Raw genomic sequence first — 22,608 nt, forward strand, 5'->3', positions numbered from 1 at the left:
GCCGGAGTTGCCGGATGACGGCGGCCACCCTGCTGGGCACTGGGCCGAGAGGGGGAGGGGACCGGTACGTACGCACGGAGCGACGGGAAGCTCCCCGGCCGGAGTGGTCGTGGTGACGGGAAGTTCGGACCGGGTCGGAACGGCCCCGCCCGCGGCCGGCCGACGGGTCCGCGGTGTGGGCCGGGCGTCCGGACGTTGGAAGGATCTCGTGGGGCCCTGCGCGACCGGTCCGTGCCGCTGGCCGCACTGCCGTCGGCCGACGTCCTGACCCATGCCGCCGCGCTGCACGCCCCGCACATCGGGCGCCAGGCCGAGCAGATGTCTCGCGCCGTGAACGTCGACGCGACGGCGGCCCCGCTCGCCGACGCCGTCCGCCGCGGCGTCCGGAGGGTCGTCCACGTGCGCAGTACGAGTGTCTACGGGCACGCGCTGGTCCCCACGAACCGCGCGGTGTTTCGATGGTCACTCGCCCGACTTCGGCGGCGGCACCAGCGGTCAACGGACCGCCCCCTGACCAGGCCCTGCTGGTGCAGCAGCCCCAGGCGCTCGGCCTCCTGGTGGACGTCCACGGCATCGTCCCTCAAGAACGCCAGCAGCCGGGCCAGGGACCGTTCGCCGTCAGGTTCTGAGCCGAAGCGCGGCAGCTGTCACATGGGCGGGCTTGTTGTCACCGAGCTGTACGGCGCCCTGTTCCTGTCACGTCGGCGCGGGCGGGTCCACCGGCTGCCGTCGAAGCGTCCCGTACTCGATGCCGGTGGCACGTGCAGCAGGTGACGCGCAAAGGCCCGGGACGCCGCGGGGTGCTCCGTACCGCTCACGCGCGGGAGGCGAGGGGCCGCCATTGGTTCCACATGTCGAGCCGCTTGCGATAGGCCGCCTCGACAACCGGGTAGGGGTAGGTGCCGAGGAAGAGCCGCAGGGGTGGTTCGTCGGTGTCGACGAGTTCGAGGACAACGGCGGCGGTGTCTCGCGCGTCCTGGGGCGTGCGGGCGGACGCACCGGCCCGGCGCGCGGCGCGGACGGGTTCGTAGGCGGAAAGCGGCTCGGTGTGCACCGCGGAGGCGCCCGACCAGTCGGTGCCGTAGGGGCCGGGTTCAACGAGGGTCACGTTGATCCCGAACGGAGCGACCTCCTGGGCCAGGGCCTCGCTCATCCCCTCCAGGGCCCACTTGGAGGCGTTGTACAGCCCGAGCGTGGGGAAGGCGGCGAGGCCGCCGAGGCTGGAAACCTGCAGGATGTGGCCGCTGCCTTGGGCCCGCAGGTACGGCAGGGCCGCCTGCGTCACCCACAGCGGGCCGAACAGGTTGGTGTCGAGCTGCGCGCGGGCTTCTTCCTCGGTGGTCTCCTCGACCATGCCGAACAGGCCGTATCCCGCGTTGTTGACGATCACGTCGAGGTGGCCGAAGGCCTCGGCGGCCCGCTGCACCGCGGCGTTCGCGGCGGTGCGATCGGTCACGTCGAGGCGGAGCGGAAGGGCGTCGTCTCCGTAGGCGTCAAGGAGAGGGCGCAGGGTCTGGGGATCGCGTGCGGTGGCGGCGACGCGGTCGCCGCGTTCGAGAGCGGCTTCGGCCCAGATACGGCCGAAGCCGCGGGACGCGCCGGTGATGAACCAGGTCTTCATGGCATCGAGCCTGCGGCCTCTGCGCCTGGGCAGCCAGCACCCTTGCAGGGTTACCCTCGCATGATGGCGGCCGACAATCTTCTGGGAGATTTCCTCAAGGCCCGGCGCGCACGGGTCGATCCGGCGGACGTGGCGGTACCCGCCGGCGGACGTCGCCGGGTGGCAGGGCTGCGCCGGGAAGAACTGGCCCGGCTCGCCGGAATCAGTGAGCCGTACCTGGTCCGGCTCGAACAGGGCATCGACCGGCACCCTTCGCCCCAGGTGCTGCGCTCCCTCGCGCGCGCCCTGGAGCTGGACGCTGACGCCTTCGCTCACCTGCACGCCCTCGTCGATCCCGCTCCTGTGCCGCCGTCGCGGACCGAGGTCTCCGCGGACGTGCACCGGCTGCTCGACGCGTGGACGGACCGCCCTGCCTACGTCCGCGACCGGTGCTTCGACGTGCTGGCGGCGAACAAGCAGGCCCGTGCGCTCGCCCCGATGTACGAGCCCGGGAGCAACCTGGTCCGAGCGGTGTTCCTCGACCCGACGTCCCGCCGGCTCTTCCCCGACTGGGCGGAGGTAGCCGCACAGACCGCAGCGGCCCTGCGCGCCGAAGCCGACCCACGCGACCCCAGAACCGTCCGCCTGGTCGCCGAGCTGGACAGGGACGAGGAGTTCCGACGTCTGTGGACGCGGCACGAGACGCGGCCCGCCCGTGACGAACTCAAGCGCTTCGCGCATCCGGTCGTCGGCAGCCTCGCTCTGCGCAGGCAGGCGCTCACCGTCGGCGGCGCCGAGCAACAGGTGATCATCGTGTACCAGGCGATCGCCGGGAGTCCGTCCGAAGCGGCTCTGGCGCGTCTTTTGTGACGCCCCGGGCATCCGCCGTCGGCCAGCAAGTCCCGACCGACGGTGCGGTGACAGAGGGCTTGCTGAGAGAGGTCTCGTGACAAGTCGGGTGCCTCGTTCGTGACAACCGGACCGCTTCGGTCGTTCCCATACGCCGGCTCACCCGGCTCTACCGATGACAACTCCTGTGCTTCGGCTCAGAAGTCCTCGTCGTCCTCACCGTCGCCGGTAACAGGGTCGTTGCGGTCGGCTGCGTCCTGGGCGTGGTCGTCGAATCCGGAGGTGGCGGTGGCGCTGTCCGGGGGCTCGGCGGCGTCGGCGATCCGGTCGGCGGATTCGTGGTCCATCGGTGCGGAGCGTCCCATGGCTCCAGCGTCGGGCAACCCGTCTGAGCCGCAACCGGAGTCGGCGACCTGTCATCGTCGGCACCCCTGCCGGTCCTACGGGCCGACGGGCTCCGGACGGATCCTCCCTGGCCTGACCGTGACTGCTGCGGCGCAGGGGAGCGGTCGTGGCGGGCGGGCGGCTGCGTACCGCACGTAATGCGCTGTGCACGGCTGATGCCGAGCTCAAGGCGGCGTGACGGCGCCTTGATGAGGCTCGGCGGCATCTGCGGAGCCCGGGCTCGGTGCGGCGGGCGCCGCCGGTACGGTCGTCGTCACGGCGCTGTGTACGGTGCGCGCAACCGGGCCAAGAAGGCTCATGGGCATGGAGAACGGGTCGCAGCACACCACGTGGGGCGAGTGACGACGGCACGGCCGGTCCGGGAGCGAAGTGCAGCGTGTGCGCGACCGGTAGCGCCCCAGCGAGTGCCCCACGTGCCAGGCAGCCACGGGGCGCGCCTGCCGCACGGGCAACGGCCGCCCGACCGGCCACCACCGTGCCCTCCGCGACGCTGCCGGAATGCCCGCGTACGAACAGCAGGTGTAGGGCGAAGCCGCTGAGGACGGGCGGCTGGCCGGCGTCGACTGCATCGATCCCGGCAGCGAGGGTGACGCCGAGGCGGCCGGTGAGGATTCCGCCGGCCCGTCCGGTCTCCCTGTGCGGTGGTGGGACGGAGGCTTACGCGGTCAGCTGCTCACGTGCGCGGTGATCAGCGTTGGCCGGCGCCACGGCACGGCCGCACTGGCTGATCTCGGCCCACACCGCGTCGAGGGAGAGGCCGAGGACGTCGGCGATCGCCGCGATGGTCGGGAAGGCGGGGGTGGCCACCCGGCCCGACTCGATCTTCCGGAGGGTCTCGGGCGAGACCCCCGCGTCGAGCGCGACGTCGAGCATGGAGCGCTCCCCTCTGGCCAGGCGCAGGAGGGCGCCGAGGCGCTGTCCGCGTTCGATCTCTTCGGGTGTGAGCGGCAACCTGACCATGACGACGATTCTAGTACCGGTATAGTAATGCCGGTATAGTTATTGGAGTGCGAGAAGGGCACCGCGTGATCGAGATCCTGAACCCCACCCTGCTGGCCCGGGCGAAAGACTCCGGCGCCCTGGTCGCCGACATCCTGCAGACACTGAAGAGCCGCAGCACGGTCGGCACGAACCTGCTGGAGATCGACCGGTGGGCCGAGAAAATGATCGTCGAGGCGGGAGCACAGTCCTGTTACGTCGACTACGCGCCGTCCTTCGGACGCGGCCCGTTCGGCCACTACATATGCACGGCCGTCAACGACGCCGTACTTCACGGGCGGCCGTACGACTACACGCTGGCCGACGGCGATCTGCTGACGCTCGACCTCGCCGTTTCCAGGGCCGGTATCGCCGCGGACGCCGCCATCAGCTTCATCGTGGGTGACACGCGGCCTCCGGAGAGCGTCGCGATGATCGCTGCGACCGAACGCGCACTGGCTGCGGGGATCGCCGCCGCCGGGCCCGGGGCCCGCGTCGGCGACATCTCCCACGCCATCGGCACGGTCCTCAGCGAGGCCGGGTACCCCATCAACACCGAGTTCGGGGGCCATGGCATCGGATCGACGATGCACCAGGACCCGCACGTGGCGAACACCGGGCGGCCCGGCCGCGGATACACACTGCGCCCCGGACTGCTGCTGGCCCTGGAGCCGTGGATCATGGCGGACACCGCCGAACTCGTCACCGATGCCGACGGGTGGACGCTGCGGAGCGCGACGGGCTGCCGGACGGCACACAGCGAGCACACGATCGCCATCACCGAGGACGGGGCCGACATCCTCACGCTGCCCAAGCCGTCGCAGCCGTAAGGCTTGAAGCCCCGTGCTCGTCTTCCCGCTGAGGTGGGCGCCTCCGGCAGGGGAGCGGCCCGCACCCGTCGCGCTCCGATGGTGTGCAGGGGGCCTGGCCGTCAGACCGTGCGCGTGAGCAGTTCGAGAGCTGTTTGCAGCAGCAGGGAGCGGCTGCCGAGCCGAAGGCGAGGTAGTTGCGTTGTCTGGTTCCCGTGCGCGGCGGTGGTCAAGAGGGCGTCGTGTGGCGCTGTCTGTGGCGATCGGAACCGAAGTCGCCGGGCCGGCCTGCGGCCCGGTTCTCCTTCTTCCGGTTGGCCAACTGGTCGGCTTTCTCCGGGACTGCCGCACTGATGCGGTGCCGGCGCAGGCGGAAGGGTTCGTACGGGGGAGTGGGCCTGGTCTGCGGCCGCGGCGTCCGGCCGGGTGCGGGGGGAGCCGGCCGACCGGTTCGGAGACGCGCATCTCGTCCAGCACGGTCGGCCGGGCGCTGGGCGCCGCCGGCCCAGGCTTTGCCCATCGAATGCTCTCCTCAGCCAGGGCTGCGAAGACAGGCGGGGTACGGGTCAGCCTCAGCACCACCTGTCACTGGGGCGCGTATTGAGTCGTGATCGGCGGGCACCTCGGGGGAGGCCCTTGAGCCGGATCATCGAGGTGCGAAGGCGGAGGCCGGCAAGGTGGCTCGCGGGGCATTGCCGTGCCTGTGCCGCGCGCAGCGGTCTACCGGATCAGGCCTTGGCGCACGGGCAGACGCACAGAACGATCGTGACGCGATACGCGCCTCAGCTCACGGCTGAGGCCGCGCGTACTTCGGCGAGCGCTTGCCGTGCCAGCGGGCCGAAGCCCTCGCTGTCGTCGGTGCCGACCCACCGGTCGAAGGCGATCTCCCAGACCAGCGTGCCCAGTTTCGCGGCCACGCGCGCGGTCAGGCCCGGGACTCCGCGGCGGTTGAGGGCCTCGATCATCGAGGCGGTGAGGTCGATCCTTTTCAGGGCTTCGCGTTCCCGCAGTTCCGTGTGGGCGTTCAGCACGGCCTGGCGCCGGGCGCTGAACTCGCGGCGGTCGGCGGTGAAGAACGTCCGGCCGAGCGCGTCGAGGGCGTCCGCCACCGCGTCGAGCGGCCCGGCCTCCGGCGGCGCCGAGGCGATCCCTTCGACGAGCAGACCGGTCACCGTGCCCCCGCCGAAGAGCACCTCGCGCTTGTCCGGGAAGTGCCGGAAGAACGTGCTCTTGGTGAGCCCCGCCCGTTCCGCGATCTCGATCACGGTCGTGTTCTCGTAGCCGTTCTCCTCGAAGAGGTCGAGGGCGGCGGCGGCGAGTCGTCCGGGTGCGTCGGGTTGCCAGCGAGCCATGGGAGCAGTGTACGGGACTTGGTCCCATCGCTGATGTAGGGTCGATGAGACCAAGTCCCATCACTGGTCAGGAGAGGTCACCGATGAGTAGAGCTGTCCGTTACCGGCGCTTCGGCGGTCCCGAAGTCCTCGAACTGCAGGAGATACCCGAGCCGCACGCCGCACCGGACGAGGTGCGCGTCCGGGTCACGGCCGCCGGGCTGAACCCGATGGACTGGCAGATCACCACACAGCCCGACATGGCGGCGCGGTTCGGCATCACCTTGCCGGCCGGGTTCGGCAGCGACTTCGCCGGCGTGGTGGACGAGGTGGGCCCCGAAGCCACGGGATTCGCGGCCGGCGACCGGGTCTACGGGGCGGCGATCGGCCGGTCCGTCGCCGATTTCGTGCTGGTCAAGTCACCTGCGGCAACACTGTGGCCCACCCCGGAGGGCATCGGCGACCAGGTGGCGAGCGTGCTTCCGGTGTCCGGTCTGACGGCCTCCGCCGCGCTCGCCGCGATCGGGCTCCGCGCCGGGGACACCGTCCTGATCGGTGGGGCGGCGGGTGGCGTGGGCATCTTCGCCGTACAGCTGGCGAAGCTCGCGGGTGCCCGGGTGCTCGGCACCGCCTCCGAGGGCACGTTCGGATTCCTGCGCGGGCTCGGCGCCGAACCCGTGGCCTACGGCCCCGGCCTGGCGGACCGGGTGCGGGCCCTGGCGCCCGAGGGGATCACTGCCGCGACCGACCTGTTCGCAAGGGAGGCGGCCGAGACCGCGCTCAAGCTCGGCGTGGCACCCGAGCGGATCTCCGTCGTGGCTGACGGCCCCGCCCCGCCGCCCGGTGTGCGCAAGACGGGCGCCCTCGATGCGGGCCCGGGCGCCCTGGAACGGATCGCCGACGCGATCCGTTCCGGCCGGATCACGGTACCGATCGCGGCGACCTTCCCGGTCGAGCAGATTCGCGAAGCCGTCACGACACAGGCCGAGAGGCATGTTCACGGCAAAATCGTGATCGCGCTGTGAACCGGCACGAGGTGGACCCGGTGACCAGGGCGAGGGCGTGTAGCGCGTCGTGAACGTTCTGTGGGTTCGTCTGCGCTCCGCGGCCTGATCCGGTAGACCGCTGGGCGTGACACGAGTACATCGGTGGCCCTGCGTCGGGTGAACACTGCTCGAAGTCCGGCTTCGACGTCCAGGGGGTGGAGGCCGACCACGTTCCCTGGTGATGCTCTGCGAGCCAGCTGTTCACCCTTGACCGCGGTCCCCGCTCCTCCGTCCCTGGACTTCTTCACGGACGCGGCGTCCCCACAGGCCAGCGCCGGGGCGTTCCGCGTTGTCCCAGCCAGGCGGTGCTTACGGAGCGCCGCGAACCCGACCAGGCCATGTCGGTGCCGCCATCACCGAGGGGCACGGGACGGAGGTGCGACGTCTGTCTGTCTCCTGTCCGGGACGGAAGTCGCGCCATGATCGCAATGAAGCGGCCGGCGCTTTCGGCGGCGGAGAACATGACGCTCTTCGCATATGTGCTGGTTACCGGCTGTGCGTGAGAATTTGGCCGCCGACGAGCTCCCCGCCGTTCCCTGAAGGGTGCCGAAGAAGGTCGTGATGTCGCAGGTCGGGGCGGTGTGCGGGGCTGTGCGGTCATACGGCGAGGGCGAGGTTGTGCATGCGGGCGACGGCTTGGGCGGCGTGGTGGAGGCCGTCGCCACACTGCCGGCAGCCGCGGAGGAGCTTGCAGTTCTTCATCCGGGAGAAGGCGCGCTCGATCCGGGCGCGGACCGTGCGGTGGCGGCGCTGTCCTCCTCCTCGCCCTTCAGCAGCGGACCGAGACGAGGAGGCCGTCCACTCGGCCCGTAACCGAACGGCTTTGCCATCTGATGCCCGAGTACCTCGAGTTCTGCGGCAAGCGCGCCCACCTGGTCCTGGGCGGCCGTGCTGTGCTGTCGCCTCCACGGCTCGCCGAGCTCTTTCGGCGCCTCGCCGGACAGCCCCAGCTGCGGCCGCAGTTCTCGCAAGCTCCCCAGGACATCGGCGGCTCTTTCCGGGCATGGTCGCGGGTAAGCCGACGTCGACGCACGGCATGACGTAGAAGCTGAGCCGTCACGGTATTCCGGCTCGCGCCGCGCAACGCGGCGCTGGCCGCGCTCGCTGCTGATCCTTCCGGTCCGATCCTCGCCGACGTGACCGGGAGGCGCCGCCACACCGCGCTCCGCCGGGTGGCCTACGCCCAGGCGCGACGGGGCCGAGTACCTGGCGGCCCGGGCCGCGGACGACGAGGAAGCTCCTCCTCTCCGACGCGGCAGGGGTGTCAGGCGCCGTACTTGGCTGGCCTCGCGGGCTCGCCCGTGCCCGTATCCCGCGCGCACACCTTGGTGGATGAGGTGTCGCCACGATGGACGATGACGACTGCTGCGAGACCGACGGCCAGGCCGACAGCGGTATGCGGACCGAACGGTTCGCCGAACATGAGGGTTCCCCAGACTGCCGTGACCGGGGCCATGAGGAACATGAGCGTGTTGACCTTGGTGACTCCCGAGCGCCTCAGGATGAGCCAGTACAGCCCGTATCCGCCGAAGGTCGACAAGGCTACGAGCCAGGTGATCGCTGCCCAGAATGAGAGCTCAGCGGGTGGCTTCGCGGCTCCGGCGCTGACGGCGAGTGCCGTGAAGATGACGGCGCTGGTGGCGCAGTGGACGGTCAGCGACACTGCGGGTGCGACCCGTACGTGGGAGCGGCTTTCGAGGAACGTGGCCGCCACCAGCGAGAACATGCCCAGGAAGGGGATGAGATAGGCCCACCAAGCCGCACCGGTGCCGGCCGCGGCATCGGCCATGGTGACGATGGTGGCGCCGCTCACCCCCAGGCACAGGCCGATCCACTGCTTGCGCGAGACGTATTGACGCAACAACGGTCCGGCAAGCGCTCCGGCGACGAGGGGCTGGACGCCGTCGATCAGAGCTGTGGTGCCGCTGGAGACCCCGAGTTGGATCGCGTAGTAGACGGTGAGCAGGTAGCCACTCTGCGACAGTACGCCGATCATGGCCTGCCGGGCCACATCCCGCACCGTGAGGCCCCGCCACGCCGTTCCGGAGACGGTGGCAACGACGATCAGGATGACGGCCAGCGGCAGGAACCGCCACATCAGGATCGTGATCGCAGACGCACTGCCCGCACCGAGCTTGGCTCCGATGAACCCGGAACTCCAGCAGATCACGAAGGCGATCGAGAGCAGTAATTTCACGCCTCACCCTCCACTAAACAGATCGGTATACCTGTCGGCTCACTATACAGATCGGTATACTTCAGAGGTATGGGCCCTACCGAGAGACCGCGACGGATCACGATGACGCCTGCCGCACGGCGCGTCCTGGAAGCCGCCGCGAGGCTGTTCTACGAGCGCGGCATCCATGCCGTCGGGGTGGACCTGATCGCCGCCGAGGCCGGGGTGACGAAGAAGACCCTCTACGACCGGTTCGGCTCCAAGGAGCAGATCGTCGTGGAGTACCTCGCGGACCGTGATGAACGCTGGCGGGCCTTCCTCGCCCAGTGCCTCGACGCCGCGCAGCCGGTGCCGGCGGCGCGCGTCCTGGCCGTCTTCGATGCCTCACGCGCGTGGTCGGCGAAGAACAGCTCCAAGGGGTGCGGCATGGTCAACGCTCACGCCGAGATCAGCGATCCGTCCCACCCGGCCTACCCGGTCATCACCGGGCAAAAGCAGTGGATGCTCGCCCTGTTCACCGACCTCGCCAGGGACATCACCCCGGACGGGGCCGGCCATCTTGGCCGGACACTCATGCTGCTGCACGAAGGAGCGCTCGTCGCCCACGGCCTGCACATCTTCGCGGACCCCCTCAGCCATGCCCGCAATCAGGCCCAAGCTCTCCTTGCCGCCACCGGGGACACCGTAGCGAAATGGTGAGGCGACACCTGAAAGATCACTGCGAGCCACAAAGAGCGGGAATGGCGCACGGTCGGAACAAGCCCCTCCCGTTCGTCCGCCACCAGGGGGCCGCCTGTGATGCTGCCGGACGGGCAGACGGTTCGGGCGGTGGTCACCCGGCGCCGCCGCGACCGCTCCGGCACCTGCTGGTACGGCTACCAGCTCACGCTGCCCGGCCAGGTGACGCCGCACCCGACCCGATCCAGCAGCCGCACGTCGTCGAGCTCAGTACTGCACCCCCGCCGAGGCGCGGCCCTACTCCGCGAAACGGGCCTCGCACACGATGAGGACACCATCACCTGGGCCTCGACATGCTCAACGCCACCGGCGCCCACGCGGTCCGCGCCGGCATCGTGGACGACGGCGATCTGATCACCGGCGCGGGCGTCACCTCCGGGCTCGATCTGGCCCTGTATCTGCTGGAGCGCGAGATCGGCCCCCGCGTCGCGCACGCCGTCGAAGAGCTCTTCTGCCACGAGCGGCGCGGCACCGTCTGGCGCGCCCAGGGCCCGACGCCTACCCCCCTCTGAGCACTCGGCCCTTCGCAGGTCCGTCGCTCACCATCCCCCTTGCACAGTCAGGAAGAGCACCAGCATGTCCGTCCAAGGCACCCGGAACCTGTCCGTCACCACCCCCATCGGCAAGATCAGGCCGTGGCTGAACTCCGTGAGCAGGACGGCACCCTGACCGGCGTCGCCCACGCACCCGGCGAGCACCACTCGGCGACATCACCCTCGACGGCGACCGGCTCACCTGGAAGCAGGCCGTCACCAAGCCCCTGCCGCTGAACCTGGCGTTCGACGTGACAGTCGACGGCGACACCGTCCAGGGCATCTCCAAGGCGGGCCGCCTTCCGTCTTCGAAAGCCACCGGCGAGCGTCAGACCGCCCCGGAGTACCGGGCGTGACCAAGCTCCTTCTGCCCTTGCATGTCCTGGCCGCCGCCGTCGCCGTCGGCCCGGTCACGGTCGCCGCGAGCATGCTCCCTGCGACGCTGCGCCGCGCCCTCGGCGACTTTGGCGACGGCGACGCCCGCACGACCCTGCGGACACCGCACCGCATCTGCCGGGTCTACGCGGGCATCGGCCTCGCCGTTCCCCTCTTCGGCTTCGCCACGGCCGGCAGTCTCGGCGTCCTCGGCGACACCTGGCTGATCACCTCGATCCTGCTGACGGCGGCGGCCGCCGGCGTCCTGGCCCTGCTGACCCTGCCCGCGCAGGACCGTGCGCTGGCCAAGACAACGCGTTCCGCCTCGCCGTTGCCGGTGCCGACCCCCTTGGCACCGGGCCGTCTCGCCCTGCTCACCGGCATCTTCAACCTGCTCTGGACCGCGGTCACCGTACTGGTGATCATCCGGCCCGGCTCCACCACAAGGGTGTGACCACATACCTCCGATCTCCGCGCCACCTGCGCATCGCGGCTCACGCCGAGCTGATCTCCCTGATCGTGATGCCGGCCAACGTGTTCACCGTCCACCTCAAGCCCATTTCATCCTTGATGGGCCCCGCCCATGGCTGCGCCTACCCTGTTCGTCGTGATCGCGACCTGGCGCCTCGAGCAGCCCCGGCCGCTGCCAAGACCCTGGCCGTCGTTCCGGGCATCGGCGGACTGCTCGCGCTGCGACAGCTCGACCGCGTCGATACGGCCCGCGCCCAGCCGGAAGAAGTCATGCCCTCATGAACCTGGTGCCACCGGTGATCGTCGGCATCGTCTACTGCCTGCTGATGTCCCTGATCAAAGAACCGCACCGACGCCGCTTCAACGCGATGATGGTGGCCGGAGCCGGAGCCGGAGCCGCATAGCTGAGCGGGGGCGGATTGGCCCGTGGGAGCTCCCGTTCGTCGCGCTCATGGCCTACGTTGCCTACCGCGGACTGGAGCCGGGGCCTTCATCGGCATCGGCTGGCTGCTCCACACCGCATGGGGCATGGCCCACCACCTCAAGGGCAATCCGATCCTGCCGTCCTCCCACGACTTGTCCCTGGCATGCGCCACCTGCGATCCGGTCATCGCCCTGTGGTGCTCCCGCGGAGGACCTTCCCTGATCGCGCTCGTCCGCCGCTGGTTAGGCCCAGCCGGACAGTAGACCATGCGCACGATCACGCCTCGGTCCTTCCTGTCCAGCCTGACCAGAGTGCACCGGCACCTGACGATCGATGAGATCGCGGTAGGCGCGGGCGTAGACGCACGCCCGCCCGGGCGAAGTCCTCGAGCACCTAAGACTGGGTGCCCAGGTAGCCCTCGATCGTGGCGCCCCGGATCCGCTCCGCAGCTCCTGGCCAATGCCCTTGGCCTCCACTTCCCCGTAACAGGGTTGCCGAACTCGTCCAGACCCTCGTCCAGCCGCTCGGGAGCACGGACCCGGTCGGTCCACACCAGCGCCTCCTGGTGCGCCAGGTCGGCGGGCATCGGACCGTGTCACCGCTCGTTGTCCTCATCCTCATCCTCATCCTCATCCGCGTCCTTATCATCCGCGTCCGCGTCCGCGCCGCCGGCGGTCGCGTCGCGCGGTAGGCGCAGGCCGCCACCTGCCGGAACGGATGCGCGGAAGCCGTAACGGCCCAGGTAGTTGAGGTTCGCGTGGCGCAGCAGAGACAGGCGGGCGGCGTCCTCGTCTGGGACGTCGCCCGCCTGCTCCTCGGCGGGCAAAGGCCGCAGCTGGATGACGGCGGCATCCGGGCGGCGGGTCGTCCGTAGCGCCGCGGCGTTCAGGATGAGGCCGAGTGCGCCAAGCTGATCCTCCTCCTGCCTCTCCCGGTGCGCTTGCATGATCTGCTCGCGCTTTCCGTGGCAGGTGGCCCTCGTTGGCTTGTGGCGGGGTCCTTGCACTGTGAGCTGCTGGTTCATCTGCCTGCGGTAGGTACTGTCGTCCGGGTCGGCCACCCTCGGCAGGTGCAGCGTGTTGGCGATCCGCCCGTGCTCGGCGGGCGCCTGCCCTCTCGGCCTCGGGCGTCCTTCGCGTCCGAACATTGCAGCAGGCCGCAGGCGTGGAGTTGCCCGCACGCCGGGGAGCCGGCCATCCGCAGCATGGCCGGCCAGTGCGTGAACGACTTGTCCGGGTTCACCCGGTTGCGCGCCAGGTCTCCAGGGCCCCGGCGACTTTGCGGCCCGGCCGTGACGCGGGTGCCGGCTGCGGCACCTTCAGCGTCCCTTTGTACTGACTCAGTTGCAGGTGGCGGGCAGGGAGTCGCGGGACACGTCTGTGCGCCGGCAGTACGCGGCGATCAGCATGCGCACCATAGGGGCCCGTTGCCAGGTCAGCACTGCGCCCGGTCACCGTTGGCCGCCGCGTCCTCGCGGCCGGGGAGGGTGATCGGCAGCCCCGTCGCTTCCCATGCTCCCAGGCCGCCCGCCACGGTGTAGACGCAAGTCCGTCCCGCGCGGATCGCCTGCGTACCGCCTTGCACGCTGCGGGTGCCCGTACGGCATAGGAAGGCCAGTGGGCCGTCAGGCAGGTCCGACAGCGAAGCCGCCAACGTGCTGAGCGGGGCGTGGACGGCGCCGGTCGGGTGACGTGCTGCCCATTCAGCAGCTTCGCGGACATCGATCAGCGTGAGCTTCCCGTCGGCGGCGCGGCGATGGGCCTCGGCAGGAGACAGTTCGGCGAGAGTGTGGCCGTCACCGGAGCCGGAGCTGTGCTGTGCGGCGGGCAGGACCGTCCGGATCGCCTCGTAGTTCGAGGCGTGGACAACGGCTATCTGCTGTCCCATCATCGGACAGACGTTCATCGCCTCTTCCCAGTGAGCGGTGGACTCCCACTCCGCCACGTTGACGAGAGGGAACTTGCTCCCCGGAACGGTCGTGCGGAACATGTACGTACGAAGGAAACCGGGTTGTGCAGCCATCACTTCCGCAGCGCTCTGCCAGGCGTCGAGATACGAGCTTTCCATTTCCTCGTCGATCTCGATCGGAATGATCACGACATGACGGTTTTCCACCTGCTGCCCCTCTGCTCTGTAAAGCGGGTTCGGCCCTCGGCGCGCTGCTCGGACCGGAGAAGTTCCCGGCGTAAAAAGGAACACGCCCGAAATCGAGAGACGCCGACTGCCAGTGGTGAACGCCGGCGTTTTTCTGGACACAGCCTGCCCGCACGTGGCCATGAGTGGCAAGGACGCTTGCCAAGGCGGCAAAACGGTCGGTGCGGTCCGGCAGGCCGTCGGCGGATCAGGTGATCAACGCCGGCGGCCGGAAGCGCAGGGGCGAGCGGCGGACAAGGCCATGACGCGGCCTCCTCATCGGAACGCCGCCCCGACTCTCTTCCAAGCGAGGACGGTCAGGCGGACGCCTGGTCATGGCCCTGCTGATGGCGTTGGGCCCGGTCGGAGACCGGCCGTGTCAGGTGGCGCACGAAAATGTCGAAGCTGTCAAGGGTGTCGCCGGGGACGAGGTTGTTCGCCGGAGTGTGGAAGGCCGCGCGGCGGCTGGTCCGGTCGACCGTCGACGACGCGTCGTGCGGCCGCCCTGTCCGAAGAGACGGACGCCGTGCTAGGGACTGGGCTCGGCAGACCGGCCCCGGCGGTCTGAGCCTGTACGCCGTGCTCCGGCGGGCTGAGGGCGATGTCGTGATCGTCGCGATGGAGGTCACCTCCGCCCGACAGGGTGTACGCGGACTCGTACGCGTAGGCGGCCCGTTCACTGATTCTGGTGCCCGCCTTGGCGCATACCCCCGTGGTCGAGCCTTCGGTGACCAGCAGCTGCTCGATGACGCGGCCGGCACGGTGGTTCCGGCCGGGGTGGTGGGGGCGTCCGTGCTTGCTCAACTCCGGGTCCGGCTGGGCGTCACGCTGGTGCCCGTCGCCGAGCAGCAGTCGGCCGGCGTTGCCGGACGCAGGGGCCAGTGTGCGGTGACGAGCCGACGTGCGCCCGCTTTCTGGAGCTCTTCCCGGGGGCCAAGCCACGAGAGGCCACGTGAGCGAGCCCCCCTTGCTCTGTGAATCGAGCCGGGGGCACGCAAGATTTACCTAGATCAGTCGGACGTAACCTCCGGAATGCCCTGAAGCAAATTTCCCACTGGAAAAAGCGTCCAAGAGCGGAGCACGCCCGTATTACTGTCGAACCTCAGCGTGGCAAGGGCCGAGGGTGACGATCTGGCCCGTACTGTGATTTCGTACTCGCCTCCGTCGACAGAGGCGTCGACAAGATCGAAGCGAACCGCTCCTTGCTCGTCAACCACCGTCATGTGCACGTTCGCCACACCTCGACAACAGTCCCGCACTCCCGGCGGCGGCGCGTTCAATCCCGTCACGAATTGAGGGATTGCACGTCTTGCTCCCAGAAGTTCCAGGTAGTCAAACTCTCCTCCTGTGCCAAGACGAAGAAGACCCGCCAACCCGGAATCGTCATCGAAGTCCAGTGCGACGCCGCCCGGACGGGATGATTCCGTGAAGGAAAGCACAGCCACGTCAACTTGTGGGTCGTAACGAATATGGCAGCCCATGCGGCGTGTCATGTAATTCCCTCTTGGCTGCGGAGTGGTGGTTTCAGAGGCGACAGGCCGTCACGCAGTAGCCGCTGTTGTCGAGTACGACAACGATCGTACGTCCGGTGTACTTCCAGGTCGCCGTTCCCTGTTGCACCTGGCTGACGAGTACTTAGTGGCCACTAGGTTCTGAGCCTCGGGGCCCGTGATGCTGTCTTTGGCCATCTCCTCGGAGCAGTGGAGACTGTAGCCCGAGATGGCTCACGGTGCGGAAGCAAGAATTCCGAACTCAGCCGTCTGCGTCGAGCCGCTCTGTGCACCGGTCGCGGCGTGGGAGGCGCTCCCGGCGGTCAGCACAGCCGCAAGCGCAAGTCCGGCCGAAGCGCCAGCCTGGAGCACCCTGCTGCGGAGAAGCATCATTTCAGCCATCAGCCTGGTTGGCCTTTCTGTAGGTGAGTACGGGTGACGGATAATTGCCTGGCATGAGCCGCACCTGGGCACGGCGTCCTCCTGGCCCTCGTGCTGCCGTTCGCGCGCGCGGAGAAGCTGGAGTGTCATGTTGATCAAGCGGCCGTAGCGGCCGTCCTCGCGCAGCAGGTGAGCGTATTGCGGGTCCACCCAGCCCATGGCGGTCTCCCGGTGGTGTGGTGCGGTGCGCTTTCAGCGTCCTCCGCTGCCGGCTCCTGGTCCAGGAGCCCCTCGGCAGCCTTCCCCGGCGCTGATCGCCCGCGCCGACCGGGGCTACGCCTGCTTCCTCGCCGTCCAGGCCCCGGGCGCCGGCACCGGCGACCACGACCAGGACGGCGACGCGGCGGGCGCACGAGGAGCGACACCCACGCCGTGCTCTACGATCCGGACGATCTGATCGAGGCCGCCCGCCTCCAGGACCGCGCCCGGCACGAGGCACTCGTCACCGCCGTCCTCGCGTGGAAGAACCCGGACCTCCGCCCCGCGACTACGAGCAGATCGCCCACCAGCTCACCGGGCACGCCCGCGCCGTGGCCGCCGACGTACGCCGCCACGCCGCCTCCCTGCCCAAAAGCGACGGCTGCGGCGTCCTCACCCACGTCGTCCTCCGCGAAGCCGACCAACGCCTGTCCGCCCCGCTGGAAGGCACTGCCCGCTGCGCCCAGAACCGCGCCCGCCTCGTACGGGCCCTCTGCGCGGCTGGTCCGCTTGCCCCAGGCAGCGACAGATCCCGCGCCGTACAGCGCCCAAGGGCTGCTGGTCTGCGACACCCCGCGTCCCGTCGTAGCGTGTCCATGCCGATCTCATTGCCGTACCTGCCCTCTAACATGCCTCTTCAACGTGAAGGAGCTGTAGATGGCCAACGAGTTCAGTGCTCTGTACGAGCCGCTTCTGGACTGGGTATACGAGCGATCCGAAGGCCGCCCCGACAGGGGAGTGGAACTCGGGCCGTTCGCCACGGAGCACGGTCTGACTGGTCGCGCGGATTTCGAACTCCTCGGGTACGCGATGAGCAAGGGCGGCCTGGACAACCACTTCTCCAACCTGGGGACAGCCATCGCCAACCTGACGCCTGAAGGTCTGGAGACGGCTGAGCAGCGGCGCATACGCCGTGAGTCCCCGGTGGAGCGGAGCAAGGCTGCGCGTCGCGCGGTACTGCACTGGCTCTGGCTGCAGGACGAGGACTGCGTGCACTGGCCGGTGGTCGAGAACTTCGCCGGAACAGCCGCCGCATCCTTCGAAGGCTCTCTCTTGACTATGGACGAGATCGACTGTGCCGCCGGATACCTCAAAAGTCACGGACTGATCAACGGCCAGGGCGCGTGGGGGCGCAAGGGCCCCCTCCGAGCCGAAATCACTGCGGAAGGACGAGACTGCGTGGAGAACTACGACGGCGACCCGCGCGCCTACATCCGACGAGGCGTTGGGGGCACCACTTACAACAACTTCCTGCCGAACGCCCAGGGCGTCATCATCGGCGAGCAGCAGAACGTCACCCAGAACAACACCGCCGGCGTCGACCCGACACTGTTTGTCCAACTGGCTGGCTACGTGGGCCAAGTCAGCGGCACCCTGGGCATGGACGAGCCGGACCGCGAGGCCATGGAGCGCGTAGCCCAGGACCTCCATGCCGAAGCGACCTCACCGGTCCCTGAGCCGGGCCGGATGCGGCAGCTCACGACCCAGCTCAAGGACAAGCTGCTGGAGGCCGGGACCACCGTGGCCGCCACAATGGGCGTCCAGATGGCCGAGCAGGCGCTCGGGTCGCTCATGTAACAGCGCTCGCGAAGGGGCCACACCGTTCTGGCCGGCTGTTCTGGCAGCCGGCCTCAACGCAACGGAACGGCACCGCCGCCGCGCCAGAAGGCGCTGGCCTCCTGTTGCAACGCTGATCGTCCGCCTGCTCGGGTGCGACCCCGACTGCATCCAGGGCCTGAAACATCTTGAAACGCATGCTCACAGCCTCGTGCTGGTGTGAATGTTCGGGGTTGTAGCAGTGGGTTGGTCGGCAGCGGGTTCTGATGTGGTGGATGGCTTGTTTACCGGCATCTTCGTCGGTGGGGCATGCTGGTTCTGGCTGTCATGAGGTGACCAATTAGCTGCGATGGGACGAGAGTTCGGCATAGCACACCCCGTTTCTGGCTGTCGTGACAATGAGCATTCCTGTGCTCGGGGTCTGGGCGGCGGGTGTGTGCTGAGGGGCATGGCTGTTGAGCCGTCTCTCTTGCTGTCACCGGACAGGCAGCGCACCGCGTCGCGTTCGCGGCAGCGTCCTCTGTCGCGGCAGGCGGTGGTGCGTCGTCCTCTTGCGCTGGGTGAGGCAGGAACGCTTCAGACGGTGCATGTGCGGATCGCCGCGCAGTCGGCGGGGGTCCATGTGCGGACGGTGCGGCGTTGGCTGGCTGTGGCGAAGGAGTCGGGCCGGGTCGAGCCTGCCCGGCGGCGTGGGGCGTTCACGCTGACGGATGGGTTGTGGGCCCGGCTGGGGGAGCTGGGCGGGAATGTGATGGCTTTGCACCGCTGGATGGCCGTACGCCGATGAGGTGATTCCCGCTTTGGAGCGGGACCGACTGCCGTCGTTGTCGACGCTGCATCATGCGGTGAACCGGGAACGGCGCGCGGGGCGTGTCCTTGACCTTGCCCGCCCTTCGCACGTCCGGGGCGATGCGGCCGCCTATGACCGGGCGTTGGCCGAGTTGGCATTGCCGGGCACGGTCGACGAGACCGGCCGGGCAACCACCGACCCCGCCGCAAAGGCCGAGGCTGAATGCGCTGATACGGCCAGCCCGTCACCGTTCAGCACCGGCGTGCGCTTGTACGTGCCGGGCGCGCACGTCGTTGCCACGGGGCAGCTCGGCCAGGTCACCGAGGCGATCGCGCACACCATCGCGGTGTGGGGAATCGTGTGCGTGTACGGGGATCCCGGGCACGGCAAGACGGTCGCGGTGCATCCGGCGCTGCGCCTGCTGCCGCGCCGGATCCCGGTGCATCGTGCGCTGGTGGCGGTGAAGCCGGCGCTGCCGCAGCTGCGGGCCGCGCTGCTGACTGCGTTCGGCCTGCCCGCCACAGCGTTGACGAACCGCACGGACGCCGCCGACCGCGCGCTGCTTCAGGCATTCCAGGCCCCCGGCGTGCTGGTCATCGATGATGTGCAGCGTATTGCCACCCCCGAGCTGGACTACCTGCGCCTGCTGGTCGACGCACCCACCACGCGGACCTCCCTCGTCCTGTGCGGGGCCGGAGCCGAGCGCACCCTCGCGCGTGCTCCCGCGCTGGCCTCCAGGGTGCTGACCTGGCAGCAGGTGCCCCGCCTGGACACCGACCAGATTCCCGCCGTGCTGCGCCTGTTCCACCCGCTGTGGGACGCCGCGACAGACGCTGACCTGCTGCATGCCGATGCCACCTGGGCGAAGGGGAACTTTCGCACCTGGGCGAAGATCACCTCCCACGCGTACGCGGCTCTGGCCCGCACCCCCGGGGCCGCGGTGGACCGCGCCCTGCTGTCCGGGGCCTGTTCCCGCCTCGGTCCCACCCCCTGACTGACTCCACCCACGGGCCCAAGGACTTCCATGACCATGATCACTCCTGACGACGACGCCCCGAGGCTGTCACTACCCCTGTCCGAGCCCGTGCTGGACCCCACTTCGATGGCCGCTCTGCGGGCCCCGGCCGTACGCCGTCTGCTCGCGCTGCGTGCCCAGCGCCGGCTCACTTGCTGCCATGTGCACACCACTGCTCAGTGCCTGAACGTCTCGGACCGCACCGTGTGGCGCTGGCTCGCCGAAGCCACCACCACACCCGCCTCGGCCGCCCAGCCGGGAGCCCGCCGCACCGTCCGGTTCGAGATCACTCCCGAGATCCGGGTGCTGCTGGCGTACTGGCACGGCAACGCCTCCGCAGTCCACCGCGAACTTCACGCCCGCGCCCGTACCGCCGCCGATACCGATCCGTCCGAAACGACCGACACCCCGCCGAACATCTCCCCCTGTGACGGAGTGGTGATCTTCAGAGGGCTGGGCTGCTGTGGTCTGGTGTCCCGTCTTTGGAGTGGGACTTGGGACGGCTGAAGCGGTTGCGTTGGGGTGTGATGAGGGTGGGTTGGGATCGTGTTCGATTTGGTTGTTCGGGTGCTTGGTCTGCGGTCCGATAGTTGTGTGGGATTGATCTTGGGTTTCCTGTAGGTGTGGTGGTGCGTCTGTAGGAGGCTGCGCTCTCCGGGAGTTCGGGGTTCCGGGTGGTGCTGATCAGCATGTGTGGGTGAGGAAGGCCCGAAGGGGATCGTTGGCGCTGCCGGCCAGGCGGGGCAGCCCGGAACGAAAGGGCGGAGGAGTCCGACGAGGTTGCGGCGTACTGGGGCCACGGGCCCTGGTCGAGGCGACGCTGCCGGACGGGCAGGGCTGCCGGGTGGTCGTAGTCCGGCGTCAGCGCGACCGGCCCGGGGGCAGCCTCAAGTTGCCTCTGCCAGGCCGGGCGAATACCCCGCACGGCCCGTCCAGCGACTTCTGTCGGAGGACCGCATTCTGCTGGCCACGGCCACTGACGCACCAATACGGCATGCTCGGCGCCTCCAAGTCGGCTGGTGTGACGGAGCGGTGATCTTCAGAGGGCTGGGCTGCTGTGGTCTGGTGTCCTGTCTTTGGGGTGGGACTTGGGGCGGCTGAAGTGGTTGCGTTCGGGTGTGGTGGGTGTGGTGGGTGTGGGCTGGGGGCGTGTTCGGTTTGGTTGTTCGGGTGGTTGGTCTGCGGTCCGGTGGTTGTGTGGGATTGATCTTGGTTTTCTCGTAGGTGTGGTGGTGCGTCTGTGGGCGGTTGCGCACTCTGGGGCGGTGGTGCTGGTCAGCGTGTGGGGGTGAGGAGGGCCCGGAGGGGACCGTTGGCGTTGCTGGCCAGGCGGGGCAGTCCGAGTCGGTGGGCGATGAGGCTGAGGGTGTGGCCGACGCTGGGGTGTTGCTGTCGGGGCAGGGTGGTGAGTGTGCGGGCGAAGGTGATGGTTTCGGGGTAGGTGACCAGGTCGCGCGCCAGGAGTGTGGGGGAGGCGCTGTGCGTGGTGGTCAGGTGGGGGTTGGTCGCGCAGAGCCGGGTCAGGCGGGTGTGCCAGCGGTGGGTGAGGTGTTGCTGGTGGTCGTACCAGCGGGTGGTGATGGCGCGCGCTGCGGTCCAGGCGGTGGTGGCCCGGGGGTGTCGTAGGAGGCGCTGGTGGGTGTGGTGCGCGGTGACAAGCTCCGGCACGGCCCAGGTGCGGACGGTGGAGGTGAGCCGCGGGTCGGGGGCTGCTTGCTGATGGCGCGGGCACATCAGCCGGTGTGGTGCCGGGTGGACCCAGGCGGTGTCGGTGGCGTTCTGGCTGCGGTGGCGGGTGCACAGGGTGCAGGCGCGGACGGGCTGCTGCCCGGCCTCGAGCCGTTTCCAGCGCGCGATGGCAGCGGTGTGGTGGGTGTCGTCGTCGGTGACGAGCCGGGGCAGGGCGCGCGTCAGGTGGGGCAGTGGTGTGCGGGTCAGGCCGGCGAGGTGCTGGGCCGCGTTGTGGTTGAGGTGGAGTTCGGCTGCTGGCAGGTTGCCGTGGCCGGTCAGGGCGATGCCGGCGCCGTGCAGGAGTTGGGGCAGCGTCAGCCGGTAGGCGGTGGCCAGGCGCTGCACATAGGAGGCGGTCGCTTCGCCGGTCAGCGGCCGTACGCGGAGCACGCCCGGTGCGGCTGACGGGACCTGCAGCCATGCCTGCGTGGTGAGGACGCCGCGCTGCGCGGGGACGGCTGCGGCCGCGGCACGGTCGGTGATGTCTGTCCGGCTCACGGGGTGCTGGTATTCCGGCTCCGGGGCCGGGTGCGGGGTTGGTAGTGCTGTTCGGCGAGGTGGTCGAGGCGGATGGCGTCGAGGGTGGTCCTGGTGATGCGTTCGGTGCCGTCGACCAGGGCGGTGATGGCGGCCTGGCGGATGAGGCGGGCAAGGCTGCCGATGCGGCCGGCGGTGCGCTCGTGCAAATAGGGGGCGAGCCGGGGGAGGGTTCCGGGCCGGTGGTGGCGCAGGTCGAGCGCGCTTTCCATGGCGGTGATGAGGTCGCGGAAGGGCTCTTGGTCGCCGAGGCGGGCGGGGAAGGCGGCGCAGTCGATGAGGCAGGCGCGGCCGGCGAGCTGCGCGCCGCGTACCCCGCTGAACAGGGGGGTGGTGGTGACGTCGATGCCGGCGTAGACGAAGGTGGCGCCGATGCGTTCGCTGAGGTCTTTGAGCAGGTCGGCGCTCTGGGCGCCGGTGGTGGTGCGGGGGTTGAGCCGGTGGATCTCGTCGATCATCACCAGCTGCACGCCCGCGGCGGTGTAGGTGTGGCAGACGGCGCCTGTGATCTGGGCCTGGGACATGCCGGCGGTGACGGGGATGCCGAGGTAGCGGGCGAACTCGATGGCCAGGGTCTTGGCGCTGGCGGCGGGCGGGACCAGGACGTAGGCGACCGGGGCCTGTCCGGCCGCTGCCGCAGCGCCGTGTCGGCGGGTGTGGGCGAGGTGGCAGGCGCGCCCGACCTGGAGCAGGGCGGTGGTTTTCCCGGCACCGGCGGGGCCGGTGACGATCAGGGACGGCCGTGCGGTGACCGTCTGGTGGCGACCGAGGATCATCAGGGTGCGCACGTTCTTGGCGAGCGCGTCGATGGCGGGGGTGCGCACGGTGACGAACCGCGAGTGGTAGGCCAGGCGTTCGGCGAGGCTGCGAGGCGGCGCGCCGGGTGGGGGAGGAGCGGCCACGGGAGTGGTGACGAAGGCCTGGAAGCCGTCCCAGGTGGTCACCGATCGCTGCTGCGGATCAGGGGTGTCATCGGTGGTG

19 protein-coding genes and 5 pseudogenes are annotated in these 22,608 nt (G+C 69.5%); 13 read left to right on the plus strand and 11 right to left on the minus strand.

The window, feature by feature from the left end:
* Positions 1-458: 458 nt before the first annotated feature.
* Positions 459-629: a hypothetical protein gene (locus AB0L45_RS37310; RefSeq protein WP_365848208.1), complete on the plus strand. Its 171-nt coding sequence runs from the start codon at positions 459-461 to the stop codon at positions 627-629.
* Between the two features lie 185 nt (positions 630-814).
* Here the strand turns inward: AB0L45_RS37310 and AB0L45_RS37315 are convergent, their stop codons facing one another.
* Positions 815-1,621, minus strand: a complete 807-nt coding sequence (locus AB0L45_RS37315) for an SDR family NAD(P)-dependent oxidoreductase (protein ID WP_365848210.1) — start codon at positions 1,619-1,621, stop codon at positions 815-817.
* 63 nt (positions 1,622-1,684) lie between these two features.
* On the opposite strand from AB0L45_RS37315, the gene AB0L45_RS37320 reads away from it, so the two are divergent.
* A complete protein-coding gene (locus AB0L45_RS37320; RefSeq protein ID WP_365848212.1) occupies positions 1,685-2,470 on the plus strand; it encodes a helix-turn-helix transcriptional regulator in 786 nt (261 codons plus the stop codon).
* A 176-nt stretch (positions 2,471-2,646) separates the two neighbouring features.
* Here AB0L45_RS37320 and AB0L45_RS37325 read toward each other — a convergent pair whose 3' ends face one another.
* Both AB0L45_RS37325 and AB0L45_RS37330 read right to left on the minus strand, forming a co-directional pair.
* A complete protein-coding gene (locus AB0L45_RS37325) occupies positions 2,647-2,814 on the minus strand; it encodes a hypothetical protein (RefSeq protein ID WP_365848214.1) in 168 nt (55 codons plus the stop codon).
* Positions 2,815-3,511: 697 nt separating this feature from the next.
* On the minus strand, positions 3,512-3,814 hold the full coding sequence (locus tag AB0L45_RS37330) for a helix-turn-helix transcriptional regulator (RefSeq protein WP_365848216.1): 303 nt from the start codon (positions 3,812-3,814) through the stop codon (positions 3,512-3,514).
* Positions 3,815-3,879: 65 nt separating this feature from the next.
* Here AB0L45_RS37330 and map point away from each other — a divergent pair, with 65 nt between their 5' ends.
* Positions 3,880-4,662, plus strand: coding sequence for a type I methionyl aminopeptidase (gene map / locus AB0L45_RS37335; protein ID WP_365848218.1), 783 nt, complete (start codon positions 3,880-3,882; stop codon positions 4,660-4,662).
* 761 nt (positions 4,663-5,423) lie between these two features.
* Here the strand turns inward: map and AB0L45_RS37340 are convergent.
* Positions 5,424-5,993 carry a helix-turn-helix domain-containing protein gene (locus AB0L45_RS37340; RefSeq protein ID WP_365848220.1) on the minus strand — a complete coding sequence of 190 codons (570 nt, stop codon included), beginning with the start codon at positions 5,991-5,993 and terminating at the stop codon, positions 5,424-5,426.
* An 83-nt stretch (positions 5,994-6,076) separates the two neighbouring features.
* Between AB0L45_RS37340 and AB0L45_RS37345 the strand changes: the two genes are divergently transcribed.
* Positions 6,077-6,997, plus strand: coding sequence for an NADP-dependent oxidoreductase (locus AB0L45_RS37345; protein ID WP_365848222.1), 921 nt, complete (start codon positions 6,077-6,079; stop codon positions 6,995-6,997).
* Positions 6,998-7,615: 618 nt separating this feature from the next.
* On the opposite strand, the pseudogene AB0L45_RS37350 reads toward AB0L45_RS37345, so the two are convergent.
* Positions 7,616-7,768: pseudogene (locus tag AB0L45_RS37350) on the minus strand (IS5/IS1182 family transposase); the annotation flags it as partial.
* A 514-nt stretch (positions 7,769-8,282) separates the two neighbouring features.
* The gene (locus tag AB0L45_RS37355) at positions 8,283-9,215 is read right to left on the minus strand and encodes a DMT family transporter (protein ID WP_365848224.1); all 933 of its coding nucleotides are present in this window, start codon (positions 9,213-9,215) and stop codon (positions 8,283-8,285) included.
* A 102-nt stretch (positions 9,216-9,317) separates the two neighbouring features.
* Between AB0L45_RS37355 and AB0L45_RS37360 the strand changes: the two genes are divergently transcribed.
* The 6 genes and pseudogenes from AB0L45_RS37360 to AB0L45_RS37385 all read left to right on the plus strand — a co-directional run bounded on the left by AB0L45_RS37360 (position 9,318) and on the right by AB0L45_RS37385 (position 11,998).
* Positions 9,318-9,893, plus strand: coding sequence for a helix-turn-helix domain-containing protein (locus tag AB0L45_RS37360; RefSeq protein WP_365848225.1), 576 nt, complete (start codon positions 9,318-9,320; stop codon positions 9,891-9,893).
* 314 nt (positions 9,894-10,207) lie between these two features.
* A pseudogene (locus AB0L45_RS37365) lies at positions 10,208-10,444 on the plus strand (DJ-1/PfpI family protein); the annotation flags it as partial.
* 64 nt (positions 10,445-10,508) lie between these two features.
* A pseudogene (locus tag AB0L45_RS37370) lies at positions 10,509-10,821 on the plus strand (hypothetical protein).
* Complete coding sequence (locus AB0L45_RS37375; protein ID WP_365848227.1) at positions 10,818-11,294, plus strand: hypothetical protein; 477 nt, start codon at positions 10,818-10,820, stop codon at positions 11,292-11,294. The pseudogene AB0L45_RS37370 and the gene AB0L45_RS37375 overlap by 4 nt, the downstream one beginning before the upstream one ends.
* Positions 11,291-11,593 carry a DUF3817 domain-containing protein gene (locus AB0L45_RS37380; protein ID WP_365848229.1) on the plus strand — a complete coding sequence of 101 codons (303 nt, stop codon included), beginning with the start codon at positions 11,291-11,293 and terminating at the stop codon, positions 11,591-11,593. Before AB0L45_RS37375 ends, AB0L45_RS37380 begins: the two co-directional genes overlap by 4 nt.
* Positions 11,590-11,998, plus strand: a pseudogene (locus tag AB0L45_RS37385) (DUF6010 family protein). The gene AB0L45_RS37380 and the pseudogene AB0L45_RS37385 overlap by 4 nt, the downstream one beginning before the upstream one ends.
* A gap of 332 nt (positions 11,999-12,330) precedes the next feature.
* On the opposite strand, the pseudogene AB0L45_RS37390 reads toward AB0L45_RS37385, so the two are convergent.
* From AB0L45_RS37390 to AB0L45_RS37400, 3 genes and pseudogenes are all read right to left on the minus strand, one after another.
* Positions 12,331-12,995, minus strand: a pseudogene (locus tag AB0L45_RS37390) (Tn3 family transposase); the annotation flags it as partial.
* A gap of 174 nt (positions 12,996-13,169) precedes the next feature.
* Positions 13,170-13,832 carry a rhodanese-like domain-containing protein gene (locus AB0L45_RS37395; protein ID WP_365848231.1) on the minus strand — a complete coding sequence of 221 codons (663 nt, stop codon included), beginning with the start codon at positions 13,830-13,832 and terminating at the stop codon, positions 13,170-13,172.
* Positions 13,833-14,878: 1,046 nt separating this feature from the next.
* Positions 14,879-15,361 (minus strand): DUF2283 domain-containing protein, encoded by a 483-nt coding sequence (locus AB0L45_RS37400; protein ID WP_365848233.1) that lies wholly within the window; start codon positions 15,359-15,361, stop codon positions 14,879-14,881.
* Positions 15,362-16,654: 1,293 nt separating this feature from the next.
* Here AB0L45_RS37400 and AB0L45_RS37405 point away from each other — a divergent pair.
* The 3 genes from AB0L45_RS37405 to AB0L45_RS37415 all read left to right on the plus strand — a co-directional run bounded on the left by AB0L45_RS37405 (position 16,655) and on the right by AB0L45_RS37415 (position 19,866).
* The gene (locus tag AB0L45_RS37405; RefSeq protein WP_365848235.1) at positions 16,655-17,575 is read left to right on the plus strand and encodes a hypothetical protein; all 921 of its coding nucleotides are present in this window, start codon (positions 16,655-16,657) and stop codon (positions 17,573-17,575) included.
* 767 nt (positions 17,576-18,342) lie between these two features.
* Positions 18,343-19,338 carry an ATP-binding protein gene (locus AB0L45_RS37410; RefSeq protein WP_365848237.1) on the plus strand — a complete coding sequence of 332 codons (996 nt, stop codon included), beginning with the start codon at positions 18,343-18,345 and terminating at the stop codon, positions 19,336-19,338.
* A gap of 36 nt (positions 19,339-19,374) precedes the next feature.
* On the plus strand, positions 19,375-19,866 hold the full coding sequence (locus AB0L45_RS37415) for a hypothetical protein (RefSeq protein ID WP_365848238.1): 492 nt from the start codon (positions 19,375-19,377) through the stop codon (positions 19,864-19,866).
* 768 nt (positions 19,867-20,634) lie between these two features.
* Here AB0L45_RS37415 and AB0L45_RS37420 read toward each other — a convergent pair.
* The gene (locus tag AB0L45_RS37420) at positions 20,635-21,588 is read right to left on the minus strand and encodes a TniQ family protein (protein ID WP_365848239.1); all 954 of its coding nucleotides are present in this window, start codon (positions 21,586-21,588) and stop codon (positions 20,635-20,637) included.
* The gene (locus tag AB0L45_RS37425; RefSeq protein ID WP_365848240.1) at positions 21,585-22,571 is read right to left on the minus strand and encodes an ATP-binding protein; all 987 of its coding nucleotides are present in this window, start codon (positions 22,569-22,571) and stop codon (positions 21,585-21,587) included. Before AB0L45_RS37425 ends, AB0L45_RS37420 begins: the two co-directional genes overlap by 4 nt.
* Positions 22,572-22,608: the final 37 nt, after the last annotated feature.

Source organism: Streptomyces sp. NPDC052496 (assembly GCF_040679095.1).
Taxonomy (GTDB): domain Bacteria; phylum Actinomycetota; class Actinomycetes; order Streptomycetales; family Streptomycetaceae; genus Streptomyces.

What these genes read in the sequence shown, in the direction of transcription:
- AB0L45_RS37310 (WP_365848208.1), top strand. Translation starts at nt 459, where the DNA reads ATGGTCACTCGCCCGACTTCGGCGGCGGCACCAGCGGTCAACGGACCG.
- AB0L45_RS37315 (WP_365848210.1), bottom strand. Translation starts at nt 1,621, where the DNA reads ATGAAGACCTGGTTCATCACCGGCGCGTCCCGCGGCTTCGGCCGTATC.
- AB0L45_RS37320 (WP_365848212.1), top strand. Translation starts at nt 1,685, where the DNA reads ATGGCGGCCGACAATCTTCTGGGAGATTTCCTCAAGGCCCGGCGCGCA.
- AB0L45_RS37325 (WP_365848214.1), bottom strand. Translation starts at nt 2,814, where the DNA reads ATGGGACGCTCCGCACCGATGGACCACGAATCCGCCGACCGGATCGCC.
- AB0L45_RS37330 (WP_365848216.1), bottom strand. Translation starts at nt 3,814, where the DNA reads ATGGTCAGGTTGCCGCTCACACCCGAAGAGATCGAACGCGGACAGCGC.
- AB0L45_RS37340 (WP_365848220.1), bottom strand. Translation starts at nt 5,993, where the DNA reads ATGGCTCGCTGGCAACCCGACGCACCCGGACGACTCGCCGCCGCCGCC.
- AB0L45_RS37345 (WP_365848222.1), top strand. Translation starts at nt 6,077, where the DNA reads ATGAGTAGAGCTGTCCGTTACCGGCGCTTCGGCGGTCCCGAAGTCCTC.
- AB0L45_RS37360 (WP_365848225.1), top strand. Translation starts at nt 9,318, where the DNA reads ATGACGCCTGCCGCACGGCGCGTCCTGGAAGCCGCCGCGAGGCTGTTC.
- AB0L45_RS37400 (WP_365848233.1), bottom strand. Translation starts at nt 15,361, where the DNA reads ATGACACGCCGCATGGGCTGCCATATTCGTTACGACCCACAAGTTGAC.
- AB0L45_RS37405 (WP_365848235.1), top strand. Translation starts at nt 16,655, where the DNA reads ATGGCCAACGAGTTCAGTGCTCTGTACGAGCCGCTTCTGGACTGGGTA.
- AB0L45_RS37415 (WP_365848238.1), top strand. Translation starts at nt 19,375, where the DNA reads ATGATCACTCCTGACGACGACGCCCCGAGGCTGTCACTACCCCTGTCC.